Genomic DNA, 22100 nt, shown 5'->3' with positions numbered 1-22100 from the left:
TAAATATTTATGAATGAAGGGAGGACGACTTATGGAATATATGAATGATCTGGGTCAAATTTTGAGTGTCACGATGAACGATGACAAGACGGTAGCCTACCTGCAATTTTTAAAAAAGGATGAAGATTTTTCCTGTACCGCGGATACCTTGCATCATTTTTTGCGGGGAGAAGGTGTAAAATATGGTATTCAAGAGGATATTGTGAGTAGATTCGTCCTTAATCCGAAAGAATACTTCTTTAGTAAAACTCCGATTGCCATTGGGGTCGAACCCGTGCAAGGGCAGGATGGTTCGATCAAGTATTCCGTGCCGCTAGATGATGAGGAGCAACAAATACGTCCTTCGGAAAGCGATGATGGCACCGTGGACTTTAAGGATGTTACTCGCTTGAACAACGTTCGGAGGGGGCAAATTATTGCCGAGCTTATCCCTCCGGTAGCGGGTAGTCCGGGAATGGCGGTCACCGGAGAGCAGATACCTTGTAAAGACGGGAAGCCGGCGCGGTTCAAGGTGGGAAAGAACGTCGTCCTCAATTCAGAGCAAACTGCGATGTATGCGGCGATTGATGGTTTAGTAACACGGACTGATAAAGATAAGTTGAATGTATTTCCAGTATACGAAGTCAATGGGGATGTCGACTACAGCATCGGCAATATTGACTTTGTGGGAACTGTGGTGATCCGTGGTAATGTTCTGACAGGTTTTCGAGTTTGTGCTTCCGGGGATATTCGTGTCATTGGCGGTGTTGAAGGTGCAGAGTTGATCGCCGAGGGCTCCATTGAGATTTCCGGTGGTATTATTGGATATAATAAAGGACTCGTAAAAGCAGGGCAACAGGTAAAAAGCTCCTTTATTCAGGACGGCAATGTTTCGGCCGGCGAAGATGTCGTTGTGACGCAGAGTATCATGCATTCTAACGTACGGGCTGGCAGGGACGTTATATGCAGGGGCTCTAGAGGTCTGATTGTTGGAGGAAACATTCAGGCCGGCGAACGGGTTACGGCTAGGGTTATTGGTAATCCGACATCAACAGCTACATCGATTGAGGTTGGCGTACATCCGGAACTGCGAAATGAGCTGTTGGAATTGCGCCAGCAGCTGAAAGACCAGATGGCAAATATCGACAAGACTGAGAAAGCGCTTACCCTACTTGATCAATTAGCTTCTATGGGCAAGCTGACACCGGATAAGGTAGCGATGCGATCTAAGCTTAATCTTACGAAGAAATCGCACTATCAAGAGCTCGATGAGATTAAAGAGCGCATGCTGTACATCGAGAAGGCCCTAGAAGAAACCGGCAATGCACGGGTAGACGTTTTGAAAATGATCTATGGTGGCTCTAAAATCGTAATTGGCAGATATACTAAATATATCAAAGAGCCTGTATCAAGGATGTCTTTCTATTACACTGAAGGGGACATATCCATGTCGGCCTATGTCTAGAATATCACTTAAAGACATGCTATTCTATGATATTGTCATGAGGTGATTTTCATGAATATGAAATCTGTTGAAATGCAAATTGCGCTCCCTCGTACTAGCGAAGCAGGGCGCATCCAGCAGGAACAGCAGCAAAGACCGCTTATTGATCAGAGCATACTTGCCGGTCAGAATATGAAGGCGAGCGAACTTGAACGCAAGAAAAGCCAAGCTATGGAACAAAGCGCTCATAACAAGGCTGTTAAGAGGGAAGGGAATGCTGCTGCTGATCAGGAGCAGGAACAAGCCGAAGCTGAAGAGAAACAGGGAGAACGGGAAAAGGAACAGGCGGCGGAGCATCCTTTTAAAGGACGGCATATCGACCTGTCACTCTAGCAACAAGCCGACATAAATCATTACGAACAGTAAAAGGTGAGGATAACATTGTCATTAGGAGAACCTTGGTTTTATATTGTCATACTGGGGGTTGCCTCTATACTCTATGCATTCTTTCTACCGGGCCGGACAACCTCCAGTAGTGCAATAAGTGAGGCTGCCAGTGATATGGAAGTCATACTTGAACAGTATATGGCTGAGATCGAAAAGGAAAATGCGGAACTGGTCGATTTGGTTTCGGGGATGAAGCAGGATCTGGCATCCAAGCAAATGTCGCAGCAGGAATCGATATCTGAGCTGCGTCAGCGGCTGCTTGAAGTGGAGCAGTTGAACCGGCAGCTTGAGTCCCGTCTCGGAACTCTTGAGACATCTGCTGCGTCGTCATCTCCATCAAGCACTGCAATTTCATCGACTCTAAATTTTGGCGAATCACCTTCTCAAATGACCATATCTCATCTGCCTGATACTGGCTCTTCTTCAGCAGATTTAGGGGCAATTGAAGCCTTTGAGGTGTCGGAGAACCCTGATCAGGCTACATTACTTGAGCAGGAGGAACCGGAAGCTACGAACTCACTGCGCAGTAGATATCCTGAGCTGTTTGATTTGTATGCTAGAGGTAAGTCCATCGATATGATCGCCAAAACAGTCGGTATCCAACGCGGCGAGGTTCAGCTTATTTTGCAATTGGCTAACAGGGAGGATGCGTAATGTTTAGAAATCGCCACTTCATGTTGGGACTTGGTGTAGGCCTTATTATCGGTGCGTTTTTGCTACAAATTATGAATATCGGGCAAGGTCAACAGAGTAAGATCATTACAGTTGAGCAAGTTCAGCAAGCTGCTGAGAAACTTAATTTAAAAGTTGTCGGTGAAGATGAGCAGCTCCTGACGGAAGAGGAGTGGGAGGCTAAGTTGGAGCAAAAGGCAGAGGAAGAGTCTGCGGCGGGGGAGAAAGACCAGCCAATGCAGCCTGAAGCTCCAGAATCGCCTTCGACCCCTCAGGAGCCGCAATCGGATGGCGGCAAAACTTCTGACCAGCCCTCAACTAGTAAATCGGAAGCTGTCGTTCCGACAGCTCCGAAGCAGCCAGAGGCTACAGTGCCCAAAGCCGCGGAAAGTACAGAGGCTGCAGTAGTTGATAAACCTGAACCCGTAACGGTAAAATACAAAATTGCTTACGGTGACAGCTTAACAGCGGTAGCCGACGGTTTAAAGCAGGCTGGCATCATCTCTAGTAGCGAAGCATTTATTAAGGAAGCATCGAAGCGGGGCATTAACACAAAAATTAGGACGGGAACGTACTCGTTTCAAATTGGGGAAAAGTACAGTTCTATTATTACGAAGATTACCGCCAAACCATCTGGAAAGTAAGATGGTTTTTCATGTTTATTGAAAAGGAGTTTATTAAGTGGCAAACGGATGAACTTTGGTTGCATCCACTTGCCACTTATGGTATATTAATTGACGGTGTTATAACGCACGGGGGTTGATTTTACCAAGGGTGCTTTTCATGAGGATGAGAAGTCTTGGTGAGGGATGAAACCCGCGGAGGAAGCATCAAACAAAACCAAATCTAGGAGGTGCGTGGAGATGGCAGTCATTTCCATGAAGCAACTGCTTGAAGCAGGTGTACACTTCGGTCACCAGACACGTCGCTGGAACCCGAAAATGGATCGTTATATCTTCACAGAAAGAAACGGGATTTACATTATTGACCTGCAAAAAACGGTCAAAAAAGTCGAAGAAGCTTACAACTTTGTGAAAAGTATTGCCGAAGACAACGGTACAATTCTTTTCGTAGGTACAAAGAAACAAGCTCAAGATTCCGTAAAAGAAGAAGCTGAGCGCGCTGGTCAATTCTATATTAACCAACGTTGGCTCGGAGGAACTCTAACCAACTTCTCAACGATTCAAAAGCGTATTGATCGTTTGAAACAATTGGAGAGCTGGGAAGAAGACGGCACTTTCGAAGTGCTTCCGAAGAAAGAAGTTATTATTCTTCGCAAGGAGAAAGATCGTCTGGAGAAATTCCTAGGCGGAATCAAAAACATGAAGGGTCTGCCGAGCGCACTGTTTATCATTGATCCTCGCAAAGAGCGTATTGCTGTTGCAGAAGCTCGTAAATTGGGTATCCCAATCGTTGGTATCGTAGATACTAACTGTGATCCGGATGAAATCGACTATGTCATTCCAGGTAACGATGACGCGATTCGCGCGGTTAAATTGTTGACTGGTAAAATGGCAGACGCTGTGATTGAAGCTAACCAAGGGGAGCAAACAACAGCTTAATAGCTGGGCTTCTATTATAAAGAATGAATTAAATGAAAAGGGTGGTTGGTAGGTGTCAAACCTCTCACTGCCCTTTTTTTAAAGGATAAATCTCTGGATAAATTCACGGATTTCGTCCTAATTAACGATGTGGAGGGAATAATAATGGCAGTTGATGCAAAAGCGGTAAAAGAACTACGTGAAAAAACGGGTGCAGGGATGCTCGATTGCAAAAAAGCGCTTGAAGAAATGAATGGTGATATCGAGAAAGCAATTGAATTTCTTCGTGAGAAAGGTTTGGCTGCATCTGCGAAAAAAGCTGGACGTATTGCGACTGAAGGTGTCGTAGAATCCTACATCCATGCTGGTGGCCGAATCGGCGTTCTCGTTGAAGTGAACTGTGAAACTGACTTCGTTGCTTTGACGGATCAATTTAAAGAATTCGTACGCGATATCGCGCTCCATATTGCTGCGTCAAGCCCTCGTTATGTTCGTCGCGAAGATGTTCCGGCAGAGGAGATCGAAAAAGAGAAGGAAATCCTGAAAGCTCAAGCACTCAACGAAGGTAAACCTGAGAAAATCGTTGAAAAAATGGTTGAAGGACGTATTTCTAAATACTACGAAGAATATTGCTTGATGGAGCAAACCTTCGTTAAAGATCCTGACAAAACAATTGCTACATTGCTTAACGAGAAAATCGCAACGATCGGCGAGAACATCTCGATCCGTCGTTTCGTTCGTTATGAGCTTGGCGAAGGACTCGAGAAAAAAGTGGATAACTTCGTAGAAGAAGTTATGTCCCAAGTGAATCAATAAGAGTTTGTTAAATTAAATGTTATAGCGAGATGGAACACGGTGTGTTCCTTCTTTTTTAACCAAACGCCCTTAATTGTGTGAGCCTGGGTAGGCGGACTTTTGTCACCGCCTTTCCAGGTAACCTCTAAGAGGGTTCATCTAAAGTGGAGGGTATACAATTGGAGCAGCCAGTTTTTAAACGTGTTGTCTTGAAGGTTAGCGGGGAATCGTTAGCCGGTCAAAATGGATATGGAATCGATGCGGAAACCATCTCGTCGATTGCCGAGCAGGTGAAAGAAGTCGTTGAGCTGGGCGTACAGGTCGCTATCGTTTGCGGCGGGGGCAACATATGGCGCGGTATTGCGGGCAGTGCAAAGGGTATTGACCGTGCTACGGCGGACTATATGGGGATGTTGGCAACAGTCATGAACTCACTTGCATTGCAAGATGCGCTTGAACAAATCGATGTGCCTACACGCGTACAGACCTCGATTGCTATGCAGCAAATCGCTGAGCCATACATACGGCGCCGGGCGATTAGGCATTTGGAGAAGGGGCGGGTCGTTATTTTCGCTGCTGGCACGGGTAATCCATTCTTCTCAACGGATACGACAGCAGCTTTGCGCGCCGCTGAAATTGAAGCTGAAGTGATTTTGATGGCTAAAAATAAAGTCGATGGCGTATACTCTGCGGATCCATTTGTTGATCCGTCCGCAGAAAAGTATGAAATGTTGACCTATATGGAAGTGCTCAATAAAAATCTGGGCGTTATGGACTCTACAGCATCTTCACTGTGCATGGACAATGACATCCCGCTCATTGTGTTTGCAATTACGGAACAAGACAACATTAAACGAGTAGTCCTTGGTGAGAAAATCGGAACGACTGTGAAAGGAAGTGTAGATTAATGCCACAATCGATTAAGAGTAATGCTGAAGAACGTATGGATAAGGCGATTCAGTCTTTAAAAAGAGATTTAGCAACGCTGCGTGCCGGTAGAGCGGCGCCTTCATTGCTGGATCGTATTCAAGTCGATTATTATGGAACGCCGACGCCGATTAACCAGTTGGCGAATATCAACACGCCAGATTCACGTACGCTGATGATCCAGCCTTGGGATAAGTCATCCCTGGCTGAAATTGAGCGAGCGATTCAGAAGTCCGATCTGGGACTTACGCCCGCTAACGATGGCTCGATCATTCGACTGTCGATTCCACCGCTAACGGAAGAACGCCGCGTTGATCTGGTCAAAATGACGAAGAAATACGGTGAAGAAGCGAAGGTTGCGATCCGCAACATCCGTCGTGATGCCAATGATGATATCAAGAAGCTTGAAAAAACGGAAATCTCGGAAGATGAATCTCGCCGTCATCAAGATGATATCCAGAAGACGACGGATAAATTTATTGCGGAAGTCGATAAAGTACTCGCTTCGAAAGAAAAAGAGATTATGGAAGTTTAAGAGACGAAAAGCGGCCCCTCCTTTTACGGTGGGGTTTGTCTCTTTTTCGTCACCGGCTGGAGGAAGAGGAATGATCAAGTTATTTCAATCCTGGTGGAAAAATAAGGGGAAGCGTACTGCAGAAATATTGCAAGACGACAACATTCCAGAGCATGTTGCCATTATTATGGATGGGAATGGGCGTTGGGCTCGCAGATTAGGACTGCCGCGTGTGGTTGGACATCGCAACGGTATGAAGGCTGTGAAACGAGCCACTATTGCTGCAGATGAGCTCGGCATTCGAATCTTGACCTTATATGCGTTCTCCACAGAGAATTGGAAGCGGCCAAAGGAAGAGGTGGATTTCCTGATGTCGCTGCCGCAGGAATTTCTGGCACTCGAACTAGAGGAGCTTATTGAGAAGAACGTCCAGGTTCGGATGATGGGACATACGGATAATCTCCCTAAGCATACGATTGAAGCCATGGAGGAAGCGATCTCTCGGACGAAGGATAATACCGGCCTTATACTGAATTTTGCATTGAATTATGGCAGTCGTCGTGAAATGACGGAGAGTATGAAGGTGATCGCGCGTAAGGTTCGGGATGGACAATTGTCCCCGGATGACATTACAGAAGAAATGGTCGATTCCAACTTGTTGTCTTGTGGAATGAGCGATCCTGACTTGCTTATTCGCACGGGAGGGGAGCTCCGGCTTAGCAATTTTATGCTCTGGCAGGTGGCTTATAGTGAATTGTGGTTTACGGACTTATATTGGCCTGAATTCGGTCGCGAGCAGCTGTTAGAAGCGGTCGCCGAATATCAGCGGCGTACGCGTCGCTATGGTGGGTTATCATAGCAGGATAGAAGGTGTGGAAGGTTGAAGACACGGTTAATTACAGGACTGATTGCTGGCGTTTTTTTTCTAGGCATGTGCCTGCTCGGTGGGCTAGGGTATCAACTTCTTATTATGGCGATGGCTTTGGTTGGTTATTATGAGTTTGTGCGTATGATCAAATTGCCGGCTTTCAGAGGCGCTGCAATTCTCGGTTATTTATGTATACTCTATATGACATTTCCTTGGAGCCTGCTGGGTCTGAACATGCCGCTTGAGGTATTGCCTGCCCTGTGGTTAATGATGTTCCTGTTTTTGGCAGTTACAGTATTTAGCAAAAATGAATTCCCGGTTAGTCAGGCCGCGATATTGTTTCTTGGCACAGCCTATATTGGGATCGGTTTTTCAGCCATTGCGATTACGCGGATAACACCGGACGGACAAGGCGTATTTTGGACGTTCCTTATGCTGGCTGCGATCTGGAGCAGTGATGCGGGGGCATATTTCACTGGAAGAAGATTTGGGAAAAATAAGCTTTGGCCTGCTATCAGCCCGAATAAAACTGTGGAGGGAGCGATCGGCGGTATCGTGCTTGCCGTTGTTGCAGCAGTACTGTTTTCCCTATTCTCTGACGGGCTTCTTTCGATTGGACGGGCTCTACTGCTTGGCATGGCGGCTGCTGTAGTGGGACAGCTTGGTGATTTAATTCAATCTGCCTACAAACGAGTCTACGGAATCAAAGATTCAGGCAAACTTCTGCCGGGTCATGGCGGCATTCTTGATCGCTGTGATAGTTGGGTTGTGGTGTTTCCGTTTGTACATATTCTAATGCTGCTTCCTTACTATTGAGAATTTAATCGTTGAACGATTTTAAGACTGCCGTCAGAATAGTCATCTAAATCATGCGAGGTATGTTATGAGAAAAATAGCTGTCATTGGTTCCACAGGATCGATTGGAACGCAAACATTAGATGTCGTTAGACAACATCCTGATCAATTTGTCGTGGAAGGTATAGCTGCCGGAACGAATATCGATCTATTTGTTCAGCAGGTCAATGCGTTTCGTCCGAAGAAGGCTTCGATTGGAAATAAGCAGTTGGCGGATCAAATAGCTCCCCTGATTCCGGCTGGAGTCGAGCTCTTCTACGGCGAGCATGGCTTAGTTGAAGTAGCGGCAGGCACCGATGCAGATTTTGTGCTCAGTGCGATTGTAGGCAGTGCGGGATTACCGCCGACGTTAGCCGCCATTACTGAAGGGAAAACGATCGGAATCGCCAATAAGGAAACGCTTGTGACGGCAGGGCATATCGTTACAGGATTGGCTAAACAAAAAGGCGTTGCATTACTTCCTGTAGATAGTGAGCACTCTGCCATCTTTCAATGCTTGCAAGGTGAGAGTCTAGATGATGTTGAACAAATCACTTTGACGGCTTCGGGTGGTTCTTTCCGTCATTTGACGCGGGAGCAGCTTAAGGATGTAACGCTGGAGGATGCGCTGAAGCATCCGAACTGGTCAATGGGGGCCAAGCTTACGATAGATTCGGCCACGATGGTCAACAAAGGATTGGAAGTCATTGAGGCGCATTGGCTCTTCGGTCTTCCTTATGACAAAATAAATGTGCTCCTGCATCCGGAGAGCATTATCCACTCTTTCGTTGAATATCGTGATGGGAGCGTGATTGCTCAGCTTGGTACTCCGGATATGCGGATACCGATTCAATATGCCATGACTTACCCTGCAAGATTTCCTTCCGCATCCAAGCGGCTATCGCTGGCAGAGGTGGGCAAGCTCCATTTTAAAGAGATGGATTACGAACGATTCCCTTGTTTAAGACTTGCCTTTGAATGTGGTAAAATAGGAGGGACGGCGACGACGGTGTTCAATGCAGCTAATGAAGTGGCGGTCGCCCGTTTTATGAAGCGAGAAATTCCATTTCTGCAGATTGAAACGATTATCGAAACCGTACTCTCCAGGCATATACCTCAACAAGAAGCCGATCTAGAGACGATTCAAGCTGCCGATCAGTGGGCTAGAGCTATGGCTGCATCATTGTGATCACCCCGATCACGGTATGAAAAAGTTTCCATATTGGTATTCTCTTGTGCCTGATCGGAGAATAATGATAATCTAAATGAATTGGACGATCTGTGGCCAAAAGGAGGATGCTTTCGATTGGAATTACTGAAGATCATATTTTTGACAGTATTCATGTTCTTTATTATCGTTACAGTACATGAGTGGGGACATTACTATTTTGCCAAACGAGCGGGTATATTGGTACGTGAATTCGCGATTGGTTTCGGGCCGAAATTGTTCTCTTATCGAAGAGACGAAACCCAATTCACGCTTCGATTGCTGCCTTTTGGCGGATATGCGAGGATGGCTGGTGAGGATCCGGAGCTCGTTCAAATTCAGACCGGACAAACCGTAGCCCTGCGAATAGAAGGGGACGAGGTTCGCAAAATTTATCTCGATCGCCTGGACAACCGTAAGAATGTAATCCGTGGTGAAATACAAGAGGTGGACCTTGAAGATCGACTGCGAATCGTGCTTGACGTCGACGGGGAAGTTATCTCCTACCGGGTTCATCCGCAGGCCATGATCGTCGTGAAAGGCAGTGAGACGCAAATTGCGCCCCGTGACCGTCAATATGGCAGCAAGACAGTAGGACAGCGTGCGTTGTCCATTTTTGCCGGGCCTTTGATGAACTTTCTTCTAGCATTTGTACTGTTTGCACTTCATACGCAAATGGCGGGCATTCCGCTGGATGAACCGGAGCATCTGGAACTCGGGGATATCATAGAGCAAAGGCCCGCCTTTGAGGCAGGTCTTAAGAAGGGTGACGTTATTGAGTCAATTAACGGCGTACCTGTAGGTACAGACGCAACCAAGCTGATCGAAACGATTTCCGGCTCCAAGGACATCCCGATGAATTGGACGGTCCGGCGTGGAGATGAACTGTTAACGATTAATGTTACTCCGCGGCCTGTGGAGAATGAGGAAGGCGGCAAGATCGGCGCGGTCGTTGTCACTTATTTCGAGACGCGCAGCGCTTCCTTCAGTGAGACATTTACCGTAGCTGCCGAAAAAATGACAAGCATGAGCAAGCTGATTTTCTCTAGCTTACAGCAACTGGTTGCCCGATTCTCCATGAATGATTTGGCCGGGCCGGTTGGTATGATTGAAGCAACAAGTAAAATTGTAAAGCAAGGGTTTACCGATTTTGTGTTTTGGACAGCAATAATAAGCCTGAACTTAGGGATCTTTAACTTATTGCCGATTCCTGCCCTGGATGGAAGCCGACTTATATTCTTGGGGGTTGAAGCGCTGCGTGGCAAACCGGTGGATCCTAACCGTGAAGGCTTGGTGCATTTTATCGGCTTCGCTGCACTGTTCTTGCTTATGCTCGCGGTGACGTATAATGATATATTGCGGTTGATACAGAGTTAACCAATTAAAATAGGTTTATTCGGTGCTTCAAAATAAAGTTGTTTTTAACAGGAGGACAAGGTTTTAATGGCAAACGAGGAGAAGCAGTTCGTAACGGAGATTACCCCGCAAAGTGAGGATTTCTCACGCTGGTATATTGATGTCATCAAAAAAGCAGACTTGATGGATTATTCGCCAGTGCGCGGTTGTATCGTATTCAAGCCCGACGGTTACGAAATATGGGAGCACATCCAGGAAGAGTTGGATCGTCGCTTCAAAGAGACAGGGCATCGCAATGCGTATTTTCCACTCTTTATTCCAGAGACTTTCTTTCAGAAGGAGAAGGAGCATGTCGAGGGATTTAATCCCGAGCTTCCTTGGGTAACAGAGGCGGCAGGCGAGAAGTTAGAGGAGCGTTTGGCTATTCGCCCAACCTCGGAAACGATGATTGGCCATATGTACGAGAAATGGATCCAATCCTACCGGGATTTGCCGGTTCTGATTAACCAATGGGCCAACGTCGTTCGTTGGGAAAAGCGGACATTGCCGTTTTTGCGGACGAGTGAGTTCCTGTGGCAGGAAGGTCATACGGCCCATGAGAATGAGCAGGAAGCTCGAGAAGAAACGATGCAAATGCTGGAGATCTACCGTGACTTCGTTGAAAATTATTTGGCCATTCCCGTCATTGTCGGGCAGAAGACACCTTCGGAGAAGTTTGCCGGGGCGGTGGATACGTATTCGATTGAAGCGATGATGAAGGATGGTCGGGCGGTGCAAGCGGGTACTTCTCATTACCTTGGAACGAATTTTGCCGTCGCTTTTAATATTCAATATTTGAACCGGGACAACGTTCAGGAATATGTTCATACCACCTCTTGGGGAGTGAGTACCCGCTTGATCGGCTCGCTCATTATGGTGCATGGAGATGATCGAGGACTTGCCTTACCGCCGAAGGTTGCGCCTAAGCAGGTTATGATTATTCCGATCGGACCGCCAAAAACGCGGGATGCTGTTATTGGCCGGGCAGACGAGCTGTTTGCCGAGTTGAAGAAAGCGGGCATTCGTGTCGGTATGGATGATCGCGCTGACGTGCGTCCAGGTTGGAAGTTCAATGAATATGAAATGCGCGGCGTGCCGGTTCGTTTAGAGATTGGCCCTCGTGATATGGACAATGGAGTCTGTGTACTCGTCTCCCGGATTTCCGGTGAGAAGAAGGTCGTGCAACAGGACAAACTTGTGGAAGAAGTTCAGGTGATGCTGGAGCAGGTTCATAATGAAATGTATGAGCGGGCAAAAGCCTTCCGCGATGAGCACTTCTACAGTGTAGATACACTTGATGAGATGAAAGCGAGCATTGAGGAGAAGCGTGGTTTCACGCTGGCTGGCTGGTGTGGATCGGAGGCTTGCGAGAAGCATGTCAAAGATGAGACAGGTGCAACCAGCCGCAATATTCCTTTTGAGCCGGCAACGAAGAAGTCGAAGTGTCTTGTATGTGGTGAAAAGGCTCAGCACACTGTTGTTTTTGCAAGAGCATACTGATTTATCGTGTTTGGCGAAAAAGCTCCCTACAGTAGCTGATTTGTCACTGGTTAGGTTAGTAATATAGGTAATATAGCATAGGAGGGCTTTCGGCAGTGAGCTGCCGGGTGGGCATGATTCCCGCTCGGACCTCGTAACGGAAGCTCTCTTTTTTAAATCATAGGATTTCTTAAACAGCGAGTACCTTAACCTCATATTGAGGAATGTATCAAGGGGAGGATATCATGACCGCAGTTGGGGAGAAGAGACAGAGGCTGGAATTGTTAATGCAGCAAGCGGAAATGCCTGATGGATTAATAAATCCTTATTTCTTGGACGGGTGGATCGAGCAGGTGGAAGTAAGTCGCAGCAACAGGGAGTGGAAGATTGTGATTTGCAAAGACACGCTCGTTCCCGCTCAGGCTTATCGTACTTTTTGTTTGCGTGTGAAAGAACGACTGGAGCATATCGCTCAAATCTCGTTTGAATTTCGCTATGGAAAAGATGCAGCGGCCGCCGATATTGTGTCGGAATATTGGAAGCTGTTCCTCGAGTGGGTGCAGCGTGAAGTGCCCTCAGTGAATGGCTGGATGGCCCGGGCTATTTACGAAACCGAGGGGGATCTGCTAACGATTACCCTTACTGACGATATGGCTCTTGAGCTCGCTAAGAAGAAGAATATCGATCGTTATATCGTGTCCTTCTACGAAACATATTTCGCCCTGACTCTGCGCGTGAAGCTTCAGACGGGGAAGAATAGTGCTGAGGCTTTTGAGGAATTTCAACAGCGCATTGTTGAGGAAGAACGGGATTTTATTCAGCAGATGATGGAGAGCATGGCGGTGGAAGCTCCACCGGAAGAGGATGCTGGGGAAGTCATCAAACTGCAGGTCGGGTATGATATTAAGGAGCAGCCCGTTCCGCTTCAGGAAATTCAGGATGAAGAGAAGAAGATTACGATTCAGGGCATGATTTTTGGCCTGGATCGCAAAGAGCTTCGTAATGGGAATACTCTATTTATATTCAATTTGACCGATTACACGGACTCCTTGCAGATGAAGATGTTTGCCAAGAATAAGGAAGACTTGAAAGTAATGAATCAACTGGCTAATGGCAAATGGATCAGGGCTCGCGGCCGGGTGGAAATGGATCGCTTCATGCAAGTTCCAGAACTTGTTATGATACCTTCAGACGTTAACGAAGTGCCTTCACCGCCAAGCCGCAAGGATAATGCCCCGGAGAAGCGCGTCGAATTCCACCTGCATTCAACCATGAGTACGATGGATGCAGTAACCCCCATTGGTGAGTATATTAAGACAGCGGCAAAATGGGGGCATAAAGCGATTGCTGTGACAGATCATGGCGGGATTCAAAGCTACCCGGAAGCGGTCAAAGCAGCAGGCAAGCATGGGATCAAAATGATTTATGGACTCGAGGCCAACGTCGTAAATGATGATGTTGCCGTCGTATTGAATCCACGATCGGATGATTTAAAGGGCGCTACTTATATCGTATTCGATATTGAGACGACGGGCTTATCGGTTACGCAAAACAAGATCATTGAAATAGCCGCGGTCAAAATGGTGGAAGGTAAGGAAGTTGACCGTTATGCGACATTCGTCAATCCCCATGTTCGCATTCCATACAATATTCAGCAATTGACGAATATTAACGATGACATGGTGAAGGATGCTCCTGACGTAGAGCCTGTCCTGAAGGAATTTGTCGAATTTGTTGGCGATGCCATACTAGTTGCCCATAATGCCAGATTCGATATCGACTTTGTAAATGCAAAGCTGAAGGAATTGGGGCTATCTCAGCTGAATAATCCGGTGTTGGATACGCTTGAGCTGGCCCGGATGCTGTTTCCTACGATGAAGAATCACCGCCTCAACACTTTGGCAGCCAAATATAAGGTATCGCTTGAGAATCATCACCGGGCGATCGACGATACTTTGGCACTTGGTGAAATTCTTAACGGGCTTCTGGAGGATGCGGTAAAAATTGAAGGCTATAAGACGTTGGATCAGCTTAACGCTAAGGTAGGCAAGGATTTGTCGAATGCCCGGCCATTCCACTGCTGTATTTATGCGCTTAATACAACTGGGAAGAAAAATCTCTACAAATTAGTATCGTTGTCTCATACCGAATACTTCAAAAGAGTTGCCTGTATTCCTAAATCGAAGCTTGCCGAATTAAGGGAAGGGTTGCTTATTTTATCAGGCTGCGAAAAAGGTGAGTTCTTCGAGACTGTCCTGAATAAATCAGTAGAGGAAGCAGAGCGAGTGGCTGAATTTTACGATGTACTGGAAATTCAGCCGCTAACGATGTACATGCACCTTGTGGACAAAGGGCTCGTCGGAAGTGTCCAAGAGCTGGAGACGGCGCTCCGTAAAGTATGCGAAATCGGCTTTAAGCTCGGTAAGCCGGTAGTAGCTACCGGCAACGTGCACTATTTGGAGCCTCGCGACAAAATTTACCGGGATATTACGATTCACGGAATTACCGGCTTTAGTCCGCTTAAAGATATACGCAAGCCAGATGCTCATTTTAGAACGACTGAAGAGATGCTGGAGGAATTTCAATTTCTTGGGGAAGAGAAAGCCTACGAAGTGGTTGTTAAAAATACGTCCGAGCTAGCGGACACTTTCGAGGAACTGGAATTGTTCCCGGATAAGCTCTTTACCCCGATTCTTGAAGGGGCCGATGAAGAAATTCGCAATACCTGTTATGATACGGCCAAATCGATTTATGGCGAAGATTTGCCAGAAGTTGTCGTCCAACGTCTGGAGAAGGAGCTTGAGCCGATTATAAAATACGGTTTCTCTGCCAACTATCTGATTTCCGAACGACTTGTTAAGAAATCGAATAGGGACGGCTATCTGGTGGGCTCCCGGGGTTCGGTTGGTTCCTCGGTCGTTGCGACATTCCTCGGAATTTCGGAGGTTAACCCGCTTCCAGCACATTATATTTGTCTGAATGCGGAGTGCAAGCATAGCGAATGGTTCCTTGACGGAAGCGTACCAAGTGGATTCGACCTTCCGGATAAGCCTTGTCCGAAGTGCGGTGAGAAATTGAAGGGCGAGGGTCAGGATATCCCCTTTGAGACATTTCTAGGATTTAAGGGCGACAAGGTTCCCGATATCGACTTGAACTTTTCGGGGGAATATCAGCCACATGCCCATAACTTTACAAAAGAGATGTTCGGCGAGAAAAGCGTGTTTCGCGCCGGTACAATCGGCACGGTGGCCGAGAAAACGGCGTTTGGCTTTGCAAAAAAATATGAGGAAGAGCATCATAAGCAGTGGCGTGGCGCTGAGCTGAATCGCTTAGCGTCAGGCTGTACCGGCGTGAAGCGGAGCACGGGTCAGCACCCCGGCGGGATCGTCGTCGTTCCCGATTACATCGAGGTGGAGGACATCACGCCGGTTCAGTATCCTGCGGACGATGTCAACGCTGAATGGAAGACAACGCATTTTGACTACCATGCTTTCGATGCGAACCTGCTAAAGCTTGATATTCTCGGTCACGATGATCCGACGATGATGCGAATGCTACAGGATTTGACTGGAGTCGATCCGACGACGATTCCGATGAACGATCCGAAGGTTATGAGCATGTTCAACTCAACGGAAGCACTGGGCGTCACGGCGGAGCAGATTCGCACACCGGTAGCGACCTACGGAGTACCAGAGATGGGAACAAAATTTGTGCGTCAGATGTTGGTAGAATCGCAGCCATCTTCCTTTGCAGACCTTCTGCAAATATCAGGATTGTCTCATGGTACGGGAGTGTGGCTCGGCAACGCTCAGGAACTGATCAAAAACGGAACTTGCAATATTAAGACGGTTATCGGTTGTCGGGATGATATCATGCTGTATCTGATCTATAAAGCTGGGATGGATGCTGGCCTTGCGTTTAAAATTACCGAAAGCGTGCGTAAAGGAAAGGGGCTTACCCAAGAGTGGATCGATGAGATGAAGAGATGCAAGGTTCCGCAGTGGTATATCGATTCATGCCTCAAGATCCAGTACATGTTCCCGAAGGCGCATGCGGCGGCTTATGTTATATCCGCAGTGCGTACAGCTTATTTCAAGCTCTACCACCCAATTGAGTATTATGCGACCTATTTCTCGGTGCGCGGGGAAGATTTTGATATCGAGTTGTTCTGTCAAGGCTATGAGGCGATCTATCGTAAGATCGAGGAGATTGAGCAAAAAGGGTTTCAGGCGCTTCCGAAGGAGCGGAATATGCTGCCGATTCTAGAAATGGCGCTTGAAATGACGGCCCGCGGCTTCCGATTCAAAAATATTGACCTTTACCGCTCGGATGCCACTCGTTTTATTGTGGATGGCGATTCCTTGATTCCACCGTTTTCGGCCCTCGCCGGAATCGGCGATAATGCAGCTAGAAATATCGCAGCCGCGAAGGAGCAAGGCGAGTTTCTTTCCATCGAAGACTTTCAGCAGAAATCAAAGGCGTCGAAGACAGTCGTGGAGCTGCTGAATACGATGGGGTGTTTCCGGGGACTACCTGAAAGCAACCAGCTTTCCTTATTCTAAGCTGTTGCAATATGTTTATGGACGGGGATCACCATATCGTGAGCGACAGGAAGTGCGCTCTTATGTGATTGTCTTATGTCTGCCCAGTAAAGGTGTTTTACTTGTCACTCATGCCGGACTATGTTATAATTTTTTTGGTAATCATGGAGATAGAGCCGTTGTTTAAAGAGTGGGGAAACCCACTCTTTACTCTTTGGTATATAGGATGAATTTTATGGAGGTATGTACGCTTGAGCACACCGAAGATCAAAGCGACCGTAGAAGAGATGGTTCTGCCCTTTTTGCAGGAGAACGGCTTTGAACTGGTAGACGTGGAATACGTGAAGGAAGGAAGAAATTGGTTTTTGCGCGTCTTTGTTGACAAGGATGGAGGCATCGATATCGATGATTGCGGCCGTGTCAGCGAATATTTGAGCGAGAAGCTGGACGCGGAGGATCCGATTCCGTCCGCTTATTTTCTTGAAGTCTCTTCACCCGGGGCGGAACGGCCGCTCAAAAAGGCTGAGGATGTTCGTAATGCAGTCGGCAAGGATGTATTTGTAACTACATATGAACCGGTAGATGGTCTGAAGGAATTTGAAGGCCGGCTTCTTTCTTTTGATAATGATGAGCTTGTCATCACGGTCGGGAAGAAGGATTATGCCATTCCATATAGCAAAGTTGCCAGCGCAAGGTTGGCCATCATTTTTTAAATGACCTATTCGGGAATATGAAAGGGGGAGCTCGAGGCAAATGAGTATGGATTTTATTGAAGCCTTAAATGAGTTGGAAAGGGAAAAAGGAATCAGCAAAGATATTTTGTTCGAAGCGATTGAAGCTGCTCTGATTTCCAGCTACAAACGCAATTTTAACACGGCGCAGAACGTTCGTGTCGACATGAATCGCCATACCGGGGCGATTAAAGTTTATGCCCGCAAGCTTGTCGTGGAAGAGGTGCTTGATCCGCGGACCGAAATTTCTCTGCCCGCTGCTCGTGAGATTAATCCCAACTTTCAACTGGATGATATCTCCGAGATTGAAGTAACGCCTCGTGATTTCGGTCGTATCGCTGCACAGACGGCCAAGCAGGTCGTGACCCAGCGCATCCGTGAAGCTGAGCGGGGATTGATTTACAATGCTTTTGTCGAGAAGGAAGAGGATATCGTTACCGGGATCGTCCAGCGTCAGGATCAGCGCAACGTATATGTGGATCTTGGCAAAATCGAGGCCCATCTTCCGCTTAATGAACTTATGCCTAATGAAAAGTTTAAACATGGGGACCGGATAAAGGCTTACATTACTAAGGTAGAGAATACGACCAAGGGACCGCAAATATTACTTTCTCGTACGCATCCGGGACTGCTTAAGCGACTGTTCGAGCTTGAGGTGCCGGAAATTTTTGACGGCGTCGTAGAAATTCGCTCTGTGGCCCGGGAAGCAGGTTTCCGTTCCAAGATCGCGGTATACTCTCGTAATAGTGAAGTAGATCCGGTCGGTTCTTGTGTCGGTCCCAAGGGTACTCGTGTTCAAACAATCGTGGGTGAGCTGCGCGGTGAGAAGATCGACATTGTGCGTTATTCCGAAAGTGTTGAGGAATACGTAGCCAATGCGCTTAGCCCTTCGAAGGTGCTTGAAGTTCAGGTGTTCGAAGCGGAGAAGATGGCCCGCGTGATCGTTCCTGACTATCAGCTCTCACTTGCTATCGGTATTAAAGGGCAGAATGCCCGTCTTGCGGCCAAGCTGACAGGATGGAAAATCGATATTAAGAGCGAGAGTCAAGCGGAAGAGGAATTTGGAAGAGAAAAAACAGACTCAGGCGAATTGCCGCAGGATTCCGTTTCCGTCGACTAAAAATAACCTCTAATGCAAGTATGGACGGGGGGCGAAGGAAATGAAACCTAGAAAAATACCACTGCGCAAGTGTGTGGCTTGCAATGAAATGAAGCCTAAGAAATCATTGATCCGGATCGTGCGTTCTCCAGAAGGAGACGTCTCGATTGATCTGACGGGCAAGAAGTCAGGCCGCGGTGCTTACTTATGCGGCCAAGAGTCCTGTTTTAAGCTGGCTCATAGGAACCGGGCTTTAGACAGGGCGCTTAAGTCGCCGGTTGGCGCAGAAGTTTATGAACAGTTGGCACGAGACTTCCTTGCGGTAGAGGTGGACTTTATCGCTGAACGCGATCGGGAAGAGGATGCCGATGAGTAAAGTGCTGTCCGGGCTTGGTCTTGCGATGCGAGCAGGTAAAGTAGTCACCGGAGATGAAAGTGTCCTTAAGGCGGTGCGCTCTGGAGAAGCTAAGCTCGTCATCGTTGCGGAGGATGCGTCTGCGAATGCTCGTAAGAAATTTCGCGACAAGTGCGCAACCTATAAAGTTCCATTGATCATCGGGTACGACCGAGAACAGCTTGGTTCAAGTGTCGGTAAGCCGGAACGGGTCGTTCTGGCTCTGATCGATCAGGGATTTGCCGATATGATTCGGAAAACGATCGTGAAAACGTCGGAGGTGGAGTATATTGAGTAAACAAGAGAACAAAGATAAGCTCAGGGTGTATGAATACGCGAAATCGCTCAATATGAGCAGTAAGGAAATTATTACGATTCTTAAACGGCTTAATATCCCCGTTAACAATCACATGAGCGTAATGGAGAATGATGCCGTATCGCGGGTAGAGCAGTTTTTCAAAGATATTAAAAGTAGTGCCGCTGCTAAAAGAGAAGGTTCCGAACCTACTAAATCTACAGCTAAATCGTCGGCACCAGCTTCCGCAGGAGGAAGCCAAACGCCGAAAACTGGGGCCGGTGCGGGTGCCGGCCAGCGTGAAGATCAAGGTCAGAGCCTTAGAACAAGCAGCAACACGCCAAGCAATACCAAAAATCAACAAGAAAAGCAGGTAAGTATGAATAATAGAACGCAAAACGCAAATACATCCTCCCAAGCGGGAGGAACACAAGCAACGCAGGAAAGAAATAACCGTCCAAGCGGCGGAAATCAGCAGGGAAATCGAAATAATTCTCAAGCGACTCGAGGTTCGAGCCAAGGCGGACAACGAACGAATGCAAACTCGGGGGCTTCCCGTCCTGGTCAAGGATCGGGGAATGCAGCCGCCTCCAATCGTAGCCAAGGAGCTCCGGCACGTCCGGGACAGTCGAATGACGGTAGAAGCCAAGGACAAGGCCAACGCAAGGGGAATAACAACAGACCAGGCCAAAGACGTTTTGACGATAATAGACCTGGTAATTATAAGAACAATCGTGGCGGAAAAGGTGGCCGTGGCAAGAACGCTCCACAGCAGCCGCCGCGCGAGAAAATCGATAACACACCGAAGAAAATTATCGTTCGCGGCAATATGACGGTTGGCGAAGCAGCCAAGCTGCTGCATAAAGACGCTTCAGAAGTCATCAAGAAGCTGATTATGCTCGGCGTCATGGCGACGATTAACCAGGAATTGGACATCGACACGATCTTACTGCTGGCCGGCGAGTTCGGGGTAGAGGTTGAAGTGAAGATTCCGGTAGAGGAAGATCGCTTCGAGACATTGGAAGAGAACGATGATGAAGCGGATTTGTTGGAGCGGCCTCCAGTAGTGACGATTATGGGGCACGTTGACCATGGTAAAACAACGCTTCTTGATGCCATTCGCTCCACGAATGTCAGCAGTGGTGAAGCTGGAGGCATTACCCAGCATATCGGTGCTTATCAGGTAGAGATTAATAATAAGAAAATTACATTCTTGGATACTCCGGGTCACGAAGCGTTTACAGCGATGCGTGCCCGCGGTGCGCAATTGACTGATATTACAATTATCGTAGTAGCTGCAGATGACGGCGTCATGCCGCAAACCGTAGAAGCGGTTAGCCATGCGAAAGCCGCCGGTCTTCCGATTATTGTGGCTGTCAACAAAATTGATAAACCGACGGCTAATCCGGATAAGGTGAAGCAAGAACTGACTGAACATGGTCTCGTACCGGAAGAGTGGGGCGGAGATACCATCTTTGTAAACGTGTCTGCGAAGCAAAGAATGGGATTGGAAGATTTACTCGAAATGATCCTGCTTGTAGCTGAGGTCAATGAATATAAAGCAAATCCGGATAAACGTGCTCGCGGTGCAGTAATTGAGGCCGAGTTGGATAAGAGCCGCGGTCCAGTTGCTCGCGTGCTTGTGCAGCATGGTACGCTGAAGGTCGGCGATGCATTTGTTGCCGGGAACTGCTTTGGACGGATTCGTGCGATGGTCAATGATAAAGGCCGTCGTTTGAAAGAAGCTGGGCCTTCCACGCCGGTGGAAATTACCGGTCTGACTGAAGTCCCGTTGGCTGGCGACCCGTTCATGGTCTTTGAGGACGAGCGCAAAGCCCGTTCCATCGCTGATAAGCGTGCGATTACTCAACGTCAATCTGAGCTTGGCGGCAATACCCGGGTTACGCTTGACGACCTGTTCCGCCACATTAAGGATGGCGAAATTAAAGATCTGAATGTCATCATTAAAGCAGACGTGCAGGGTTCGGTCGAGGCACTCAAGGGCTCCCTGGAGAAAATCGAAGTGGAAGGCGTACGCGTGAAAATTATTCACAGCGGCGCGGGTGCCATCACAGAATCGGACATTATTCTCGCAGCCGCTTCTAATGCGATCGTCATTGGCTTTAACGTTCGTCCGGATAATCAGACGAAAGCTACAGCCGAGCAGGAGAAGGTAGATATTCGTCTTCACCGCGTTATTTATAAAGCGATTGAAGAGATTGAACAAGCGATGAAAGGGATGCTGGATCCCGAATATAAAGAGGTTGTTATCGGTCATGCCGAAGTGCGCGATACATTCAAGCTCAGCAGAGTCGGTACGATTGCTGGCTGTATGGTGACCTCCGGTAAAATTACGCGTAATGCCGAAACACGCCTCGTTCGTGACGGTATCGTTGTATATGAGGGCAAAATTGATTCGCTCAAGCGTTTCAAGGACGATGCGAAAGAAGTCGCTCAAGGTTACGAGTGCGGTATTACACTCGATAACTTTAATGATATTAAAGAGGGCGACATTATCGAAGCATTTATCATGGAGGCCGTTGAGCGTAAGTAAGGTGAGGTGACAACAATGGCTAGAAATCGTGTCGGACGGGTAGGCGAACAGATTAAGAAAGAACTTAGCCTGCTCATCCAGAATGAAGTCAAAGATCCTCGCATCGGATTTGTAACGGTGACCGGCGTGGACGTTACAAACGATTTATCGCAAGCTAGAGTATATATTAGCGTATTTGGCGATGAGGAGAAGAAGGCCGATTCGCTAAAGGGGCTCGAGAAAGCGATCGGTTTCCTACGAACTGAACTCGGCAAGCGGATGCGTCTACGTCACACACCGGAGTTGATTTTTAAAGTCGATGAGTCGATTGAATACGGCAGCCGCATTGAGAAGTTGCTTGGCGAGATTACGCAAGACGAGGATAAATGAATTTAAAAGGAGACG

The 22100-nt window shown here is 47.6% G+C and carries 20 protein-coding genes; all 20 read left to right on the top strand.

Annotated elements, in window-relative coordinates:
- Nucleotides 1-31 precede the first annotated feature (31 nt).
- The 20 genes from EIM92_RS17705 to rbfA all read left to right on the top strand — a co-directional run bounded on the left by EIM92_RS17705 (nt 32) and on the right by rbfA (nt 22085).
- A complete protein-coding gene (locus EIM92_RS17705; RefSeq protein WP_125083902.1) occupies nt 32-1444 on the top strand; it encodes a flagellar assembly protein A in 1413 nt (470 codons plus the stop codon).
- 51 nt (nt 1445-1495) lie between these two features.
- Nucleotides 1496-1816, top strand: coding sequence for a hypothetical protein (locus EIM92_RS17700; RefSeq protein WP_125083900.1), 321 nt, complete (start codon nt 1496-1498; stop codon nt 1814-1816).
- Nucleotides 1817-1864: 48 nt separating this feature from the next.
- Nucleotides 1865-2524 carry a hypothetical protein gene (locus EIM92_RS17695; protein ID WP_125083899.1) on the top strand — a complete coding sequence of 220 codons (660 nt, stop codon included), beginning with the start codon at nt 1865-1867 and terminating at the stop codon, nt 2522-2524.
- Entirely contained in the window at nt 2524-3186 is a 663-nt protein-coding gene (locus tag EIM92_RS17690; protein ID WP_125083897.1) for a hypothetical protein, read from the top strand. The genes EIM92_RS17695 and EIM92_RS17690 overlap by 1 nt, the downstream gene beginning before the upstream one ends.
- Nucleotides 3187-3405: 219 nt before the next feature.
- Complete coding sequence (gene rpsB / locus EIM92_RS17685) at nt 3406-4104, top strand: 30S ribosomal protein S2 (protein ID WP_125083895.1); 699 nt, start codon at nt 3406-3408, stop codon at nt 4102-4104.
- Nucleotides 4105-4224: 120 nt separating this feature from the next.
- Entirely contained in the window at nt 4225-4899 is a 675-nt protein-coding gene (tsf, locus tag EIM92_RS17680) for a translation elongation factor Ts (protein WP_484217431.1), read from the top strand.
- Nucleotides 4900-5057: 158 nt separating this feature from the next.
- Complete coding sequence (pyrH, locus tag EIM92_RS17675) at nt 5058-5786, top strand: UMP kinase (RefSeq protein ID WP_125083891.1); 729 nt, start codon at nt 5058-5060, stop codon at nt 5784-5786.
- Complete coding sequence (gene frr / locus EIM92_RS17670) at nt 5786-6340, top strand: ribosome recycling factor (protein ID WP_125083889.1); 555 nt, start codon at nt 5786-5788, stop codon at nt 6338-6340. The genes pyrH and frr overlap by 1 nt, the downstream gene beginning before the upstream one ends.
- Nucleotides 6341-6410: 70 nt before the next feature.
- Nucleotides 6411-7178, top strand: a complete 768-nt coding sequence (locus EIM92_RS17665) for an undecaprenyl pyrophosphate synthase (RefSeq protein WP_125083887.1) — start codon at nt 6411-6413, stop codon at nt 7176-7178.
- Nucleotides 7179-7199: 21 nt separating this feature from the next.
- A complete protein-coding gene (locus EIM92_RS17660) occupies nt 7200-8003 on the top strand; it encodes a phosphatidate cytidylyltransferase (RefSeq protein WP_125083886.1) in 804 nt (267 codons plus the stop codon).
- Between the two features lie 67 nt (nt 8004-8070).
- Entirely contained in the window at nt 8071-9210 is a 1140-nt protein-coding gene (locus EIM92_RS17655; protein WP_125083883.1) for a 1-deoxy-D-xylulose-5-phosphate reductoisomerase, read from the top strand.
- A gap of 117 nt (nt 9211-9327) precedes the next feature.
- Nucleotides 9328-10605: an RIP metalloprotease RseP gene (rseP, locus tag EIM92_RS17650; protein ID WP_125083882.1), complete on the top strand. Its 1278-nt coding sequence runs from the start codon at nt 9328-9330 to the stop codon at nt 10603-10605.
- A gap of 66 nt (nt 10606-10671) precedes the next feature.
- Nucleotides 10672-12123 carry a proline--tRNA ligase gene (proS, locus tag EIM92_RS17645; protein ID WP_125083880.1) on the top strand — a complete coding sequence of 484 codons (1452 nt, stop codon included), beginning with the start codon at nt 10672-10674 and terminating at the stop codon, nt 12121-12123.
- 224 nt (nt 12124-12347) lie between these two features.
- On the top strand, nt 12348-16664 hold the full coding sequence (locus tag EIM92_RS17640) for a PolC-type DNA polymerase III (protein WP_125083878.1): 4317 nt from the start codon (nt 12348-12350) through the stop codon (nt 16662-16664).
- Between the two features lie 230 nt (nt 16665-16894).
- Nucleotides 16895-17356: a ribosome maturation factor RimP gene (gene rimP / locus EIM92_RS17635; protein WP_125083876.1), complete on the top strand. Its 462-nt coding sequence runs from the start codon at nt 16895-16897 to the stop codon at nt 17354-17356.
- A 40-nt stretch (nt 17357-17396) separates the two neighbouring features.
- On the top strand, nt 17397-18494 hold the full coding sequence (gene nusA / locus EIM92_RS17630; RefSeq protein WP_125083875.1) for a transcription termination factor NusA: 1098 nt from the start codon (nt 17397-17399) through the stop codon (nt 18492-18494).
- Nucleotides 18495-18534: 40 nt separating this feature from the next.
- A complete protein-coding gene (rnpM, locus tag EIM92_RS17625; protein ID WP_125083873.1) occupies nt 18535-18849 on the top strand; it encodes an RNase P modulator RnpM in 315 nt (104 codons plus the stop codon).
- A complete protein-coding gene (locus EIM92_RS17620) occupies nt 18842-19165 on the top strand; it encodes a L7Ae/L30e/S12e/Gadd45 family ribosomal protein (RefSeq protein ID WP_125083871.1) in 324 nt (107 codons plus the stop codon). The genes rnpM and EIM92_RS17620 overlap by 8 nt, the downstream gene beginning before the upstream one ends.
- The gene (infB, locus tag EIM92_RS17615; protein WP_125083869.1) at nt 19158-21716 is read left to right on the top strand and encodes a translation initiation factor IF-2; all 2559 of its coding nucleotides are present in this window, start codon (nt 19158-19160) and stop codon (nt 21714-21716) included. Before EIM92_RS17620 ends, infB begins: the two co-directional genes overlap by 8 nt.
- A 15-nt stretch (nt 21717-21731) precedes the next feature.
- On the top strand, nt 21732-22085 hold the full coding sequence (gene rbfA, locus EIM92_RS17610) for a 30S ribosome-binding factor RbfA (protein WP_125083868.1): 354 nt from the start codon (nt 21732-21734) through the stop codon (nt 22083-22085).
- Nucleotides 22086-22100 lie beyond the last annotated feature (15 nt).

The organism is Paenibacillus lentus (assembly GCF_003931855.1).
GTDB lineage: Bacteria > Bacillota > Bacilli > Paenibacillales > Paenibacillaceae > Fontibacillus > Fontibacillus lentus.
This window is presented reverse-complemented; position numbering and strand designations above follow the sequence as displayed.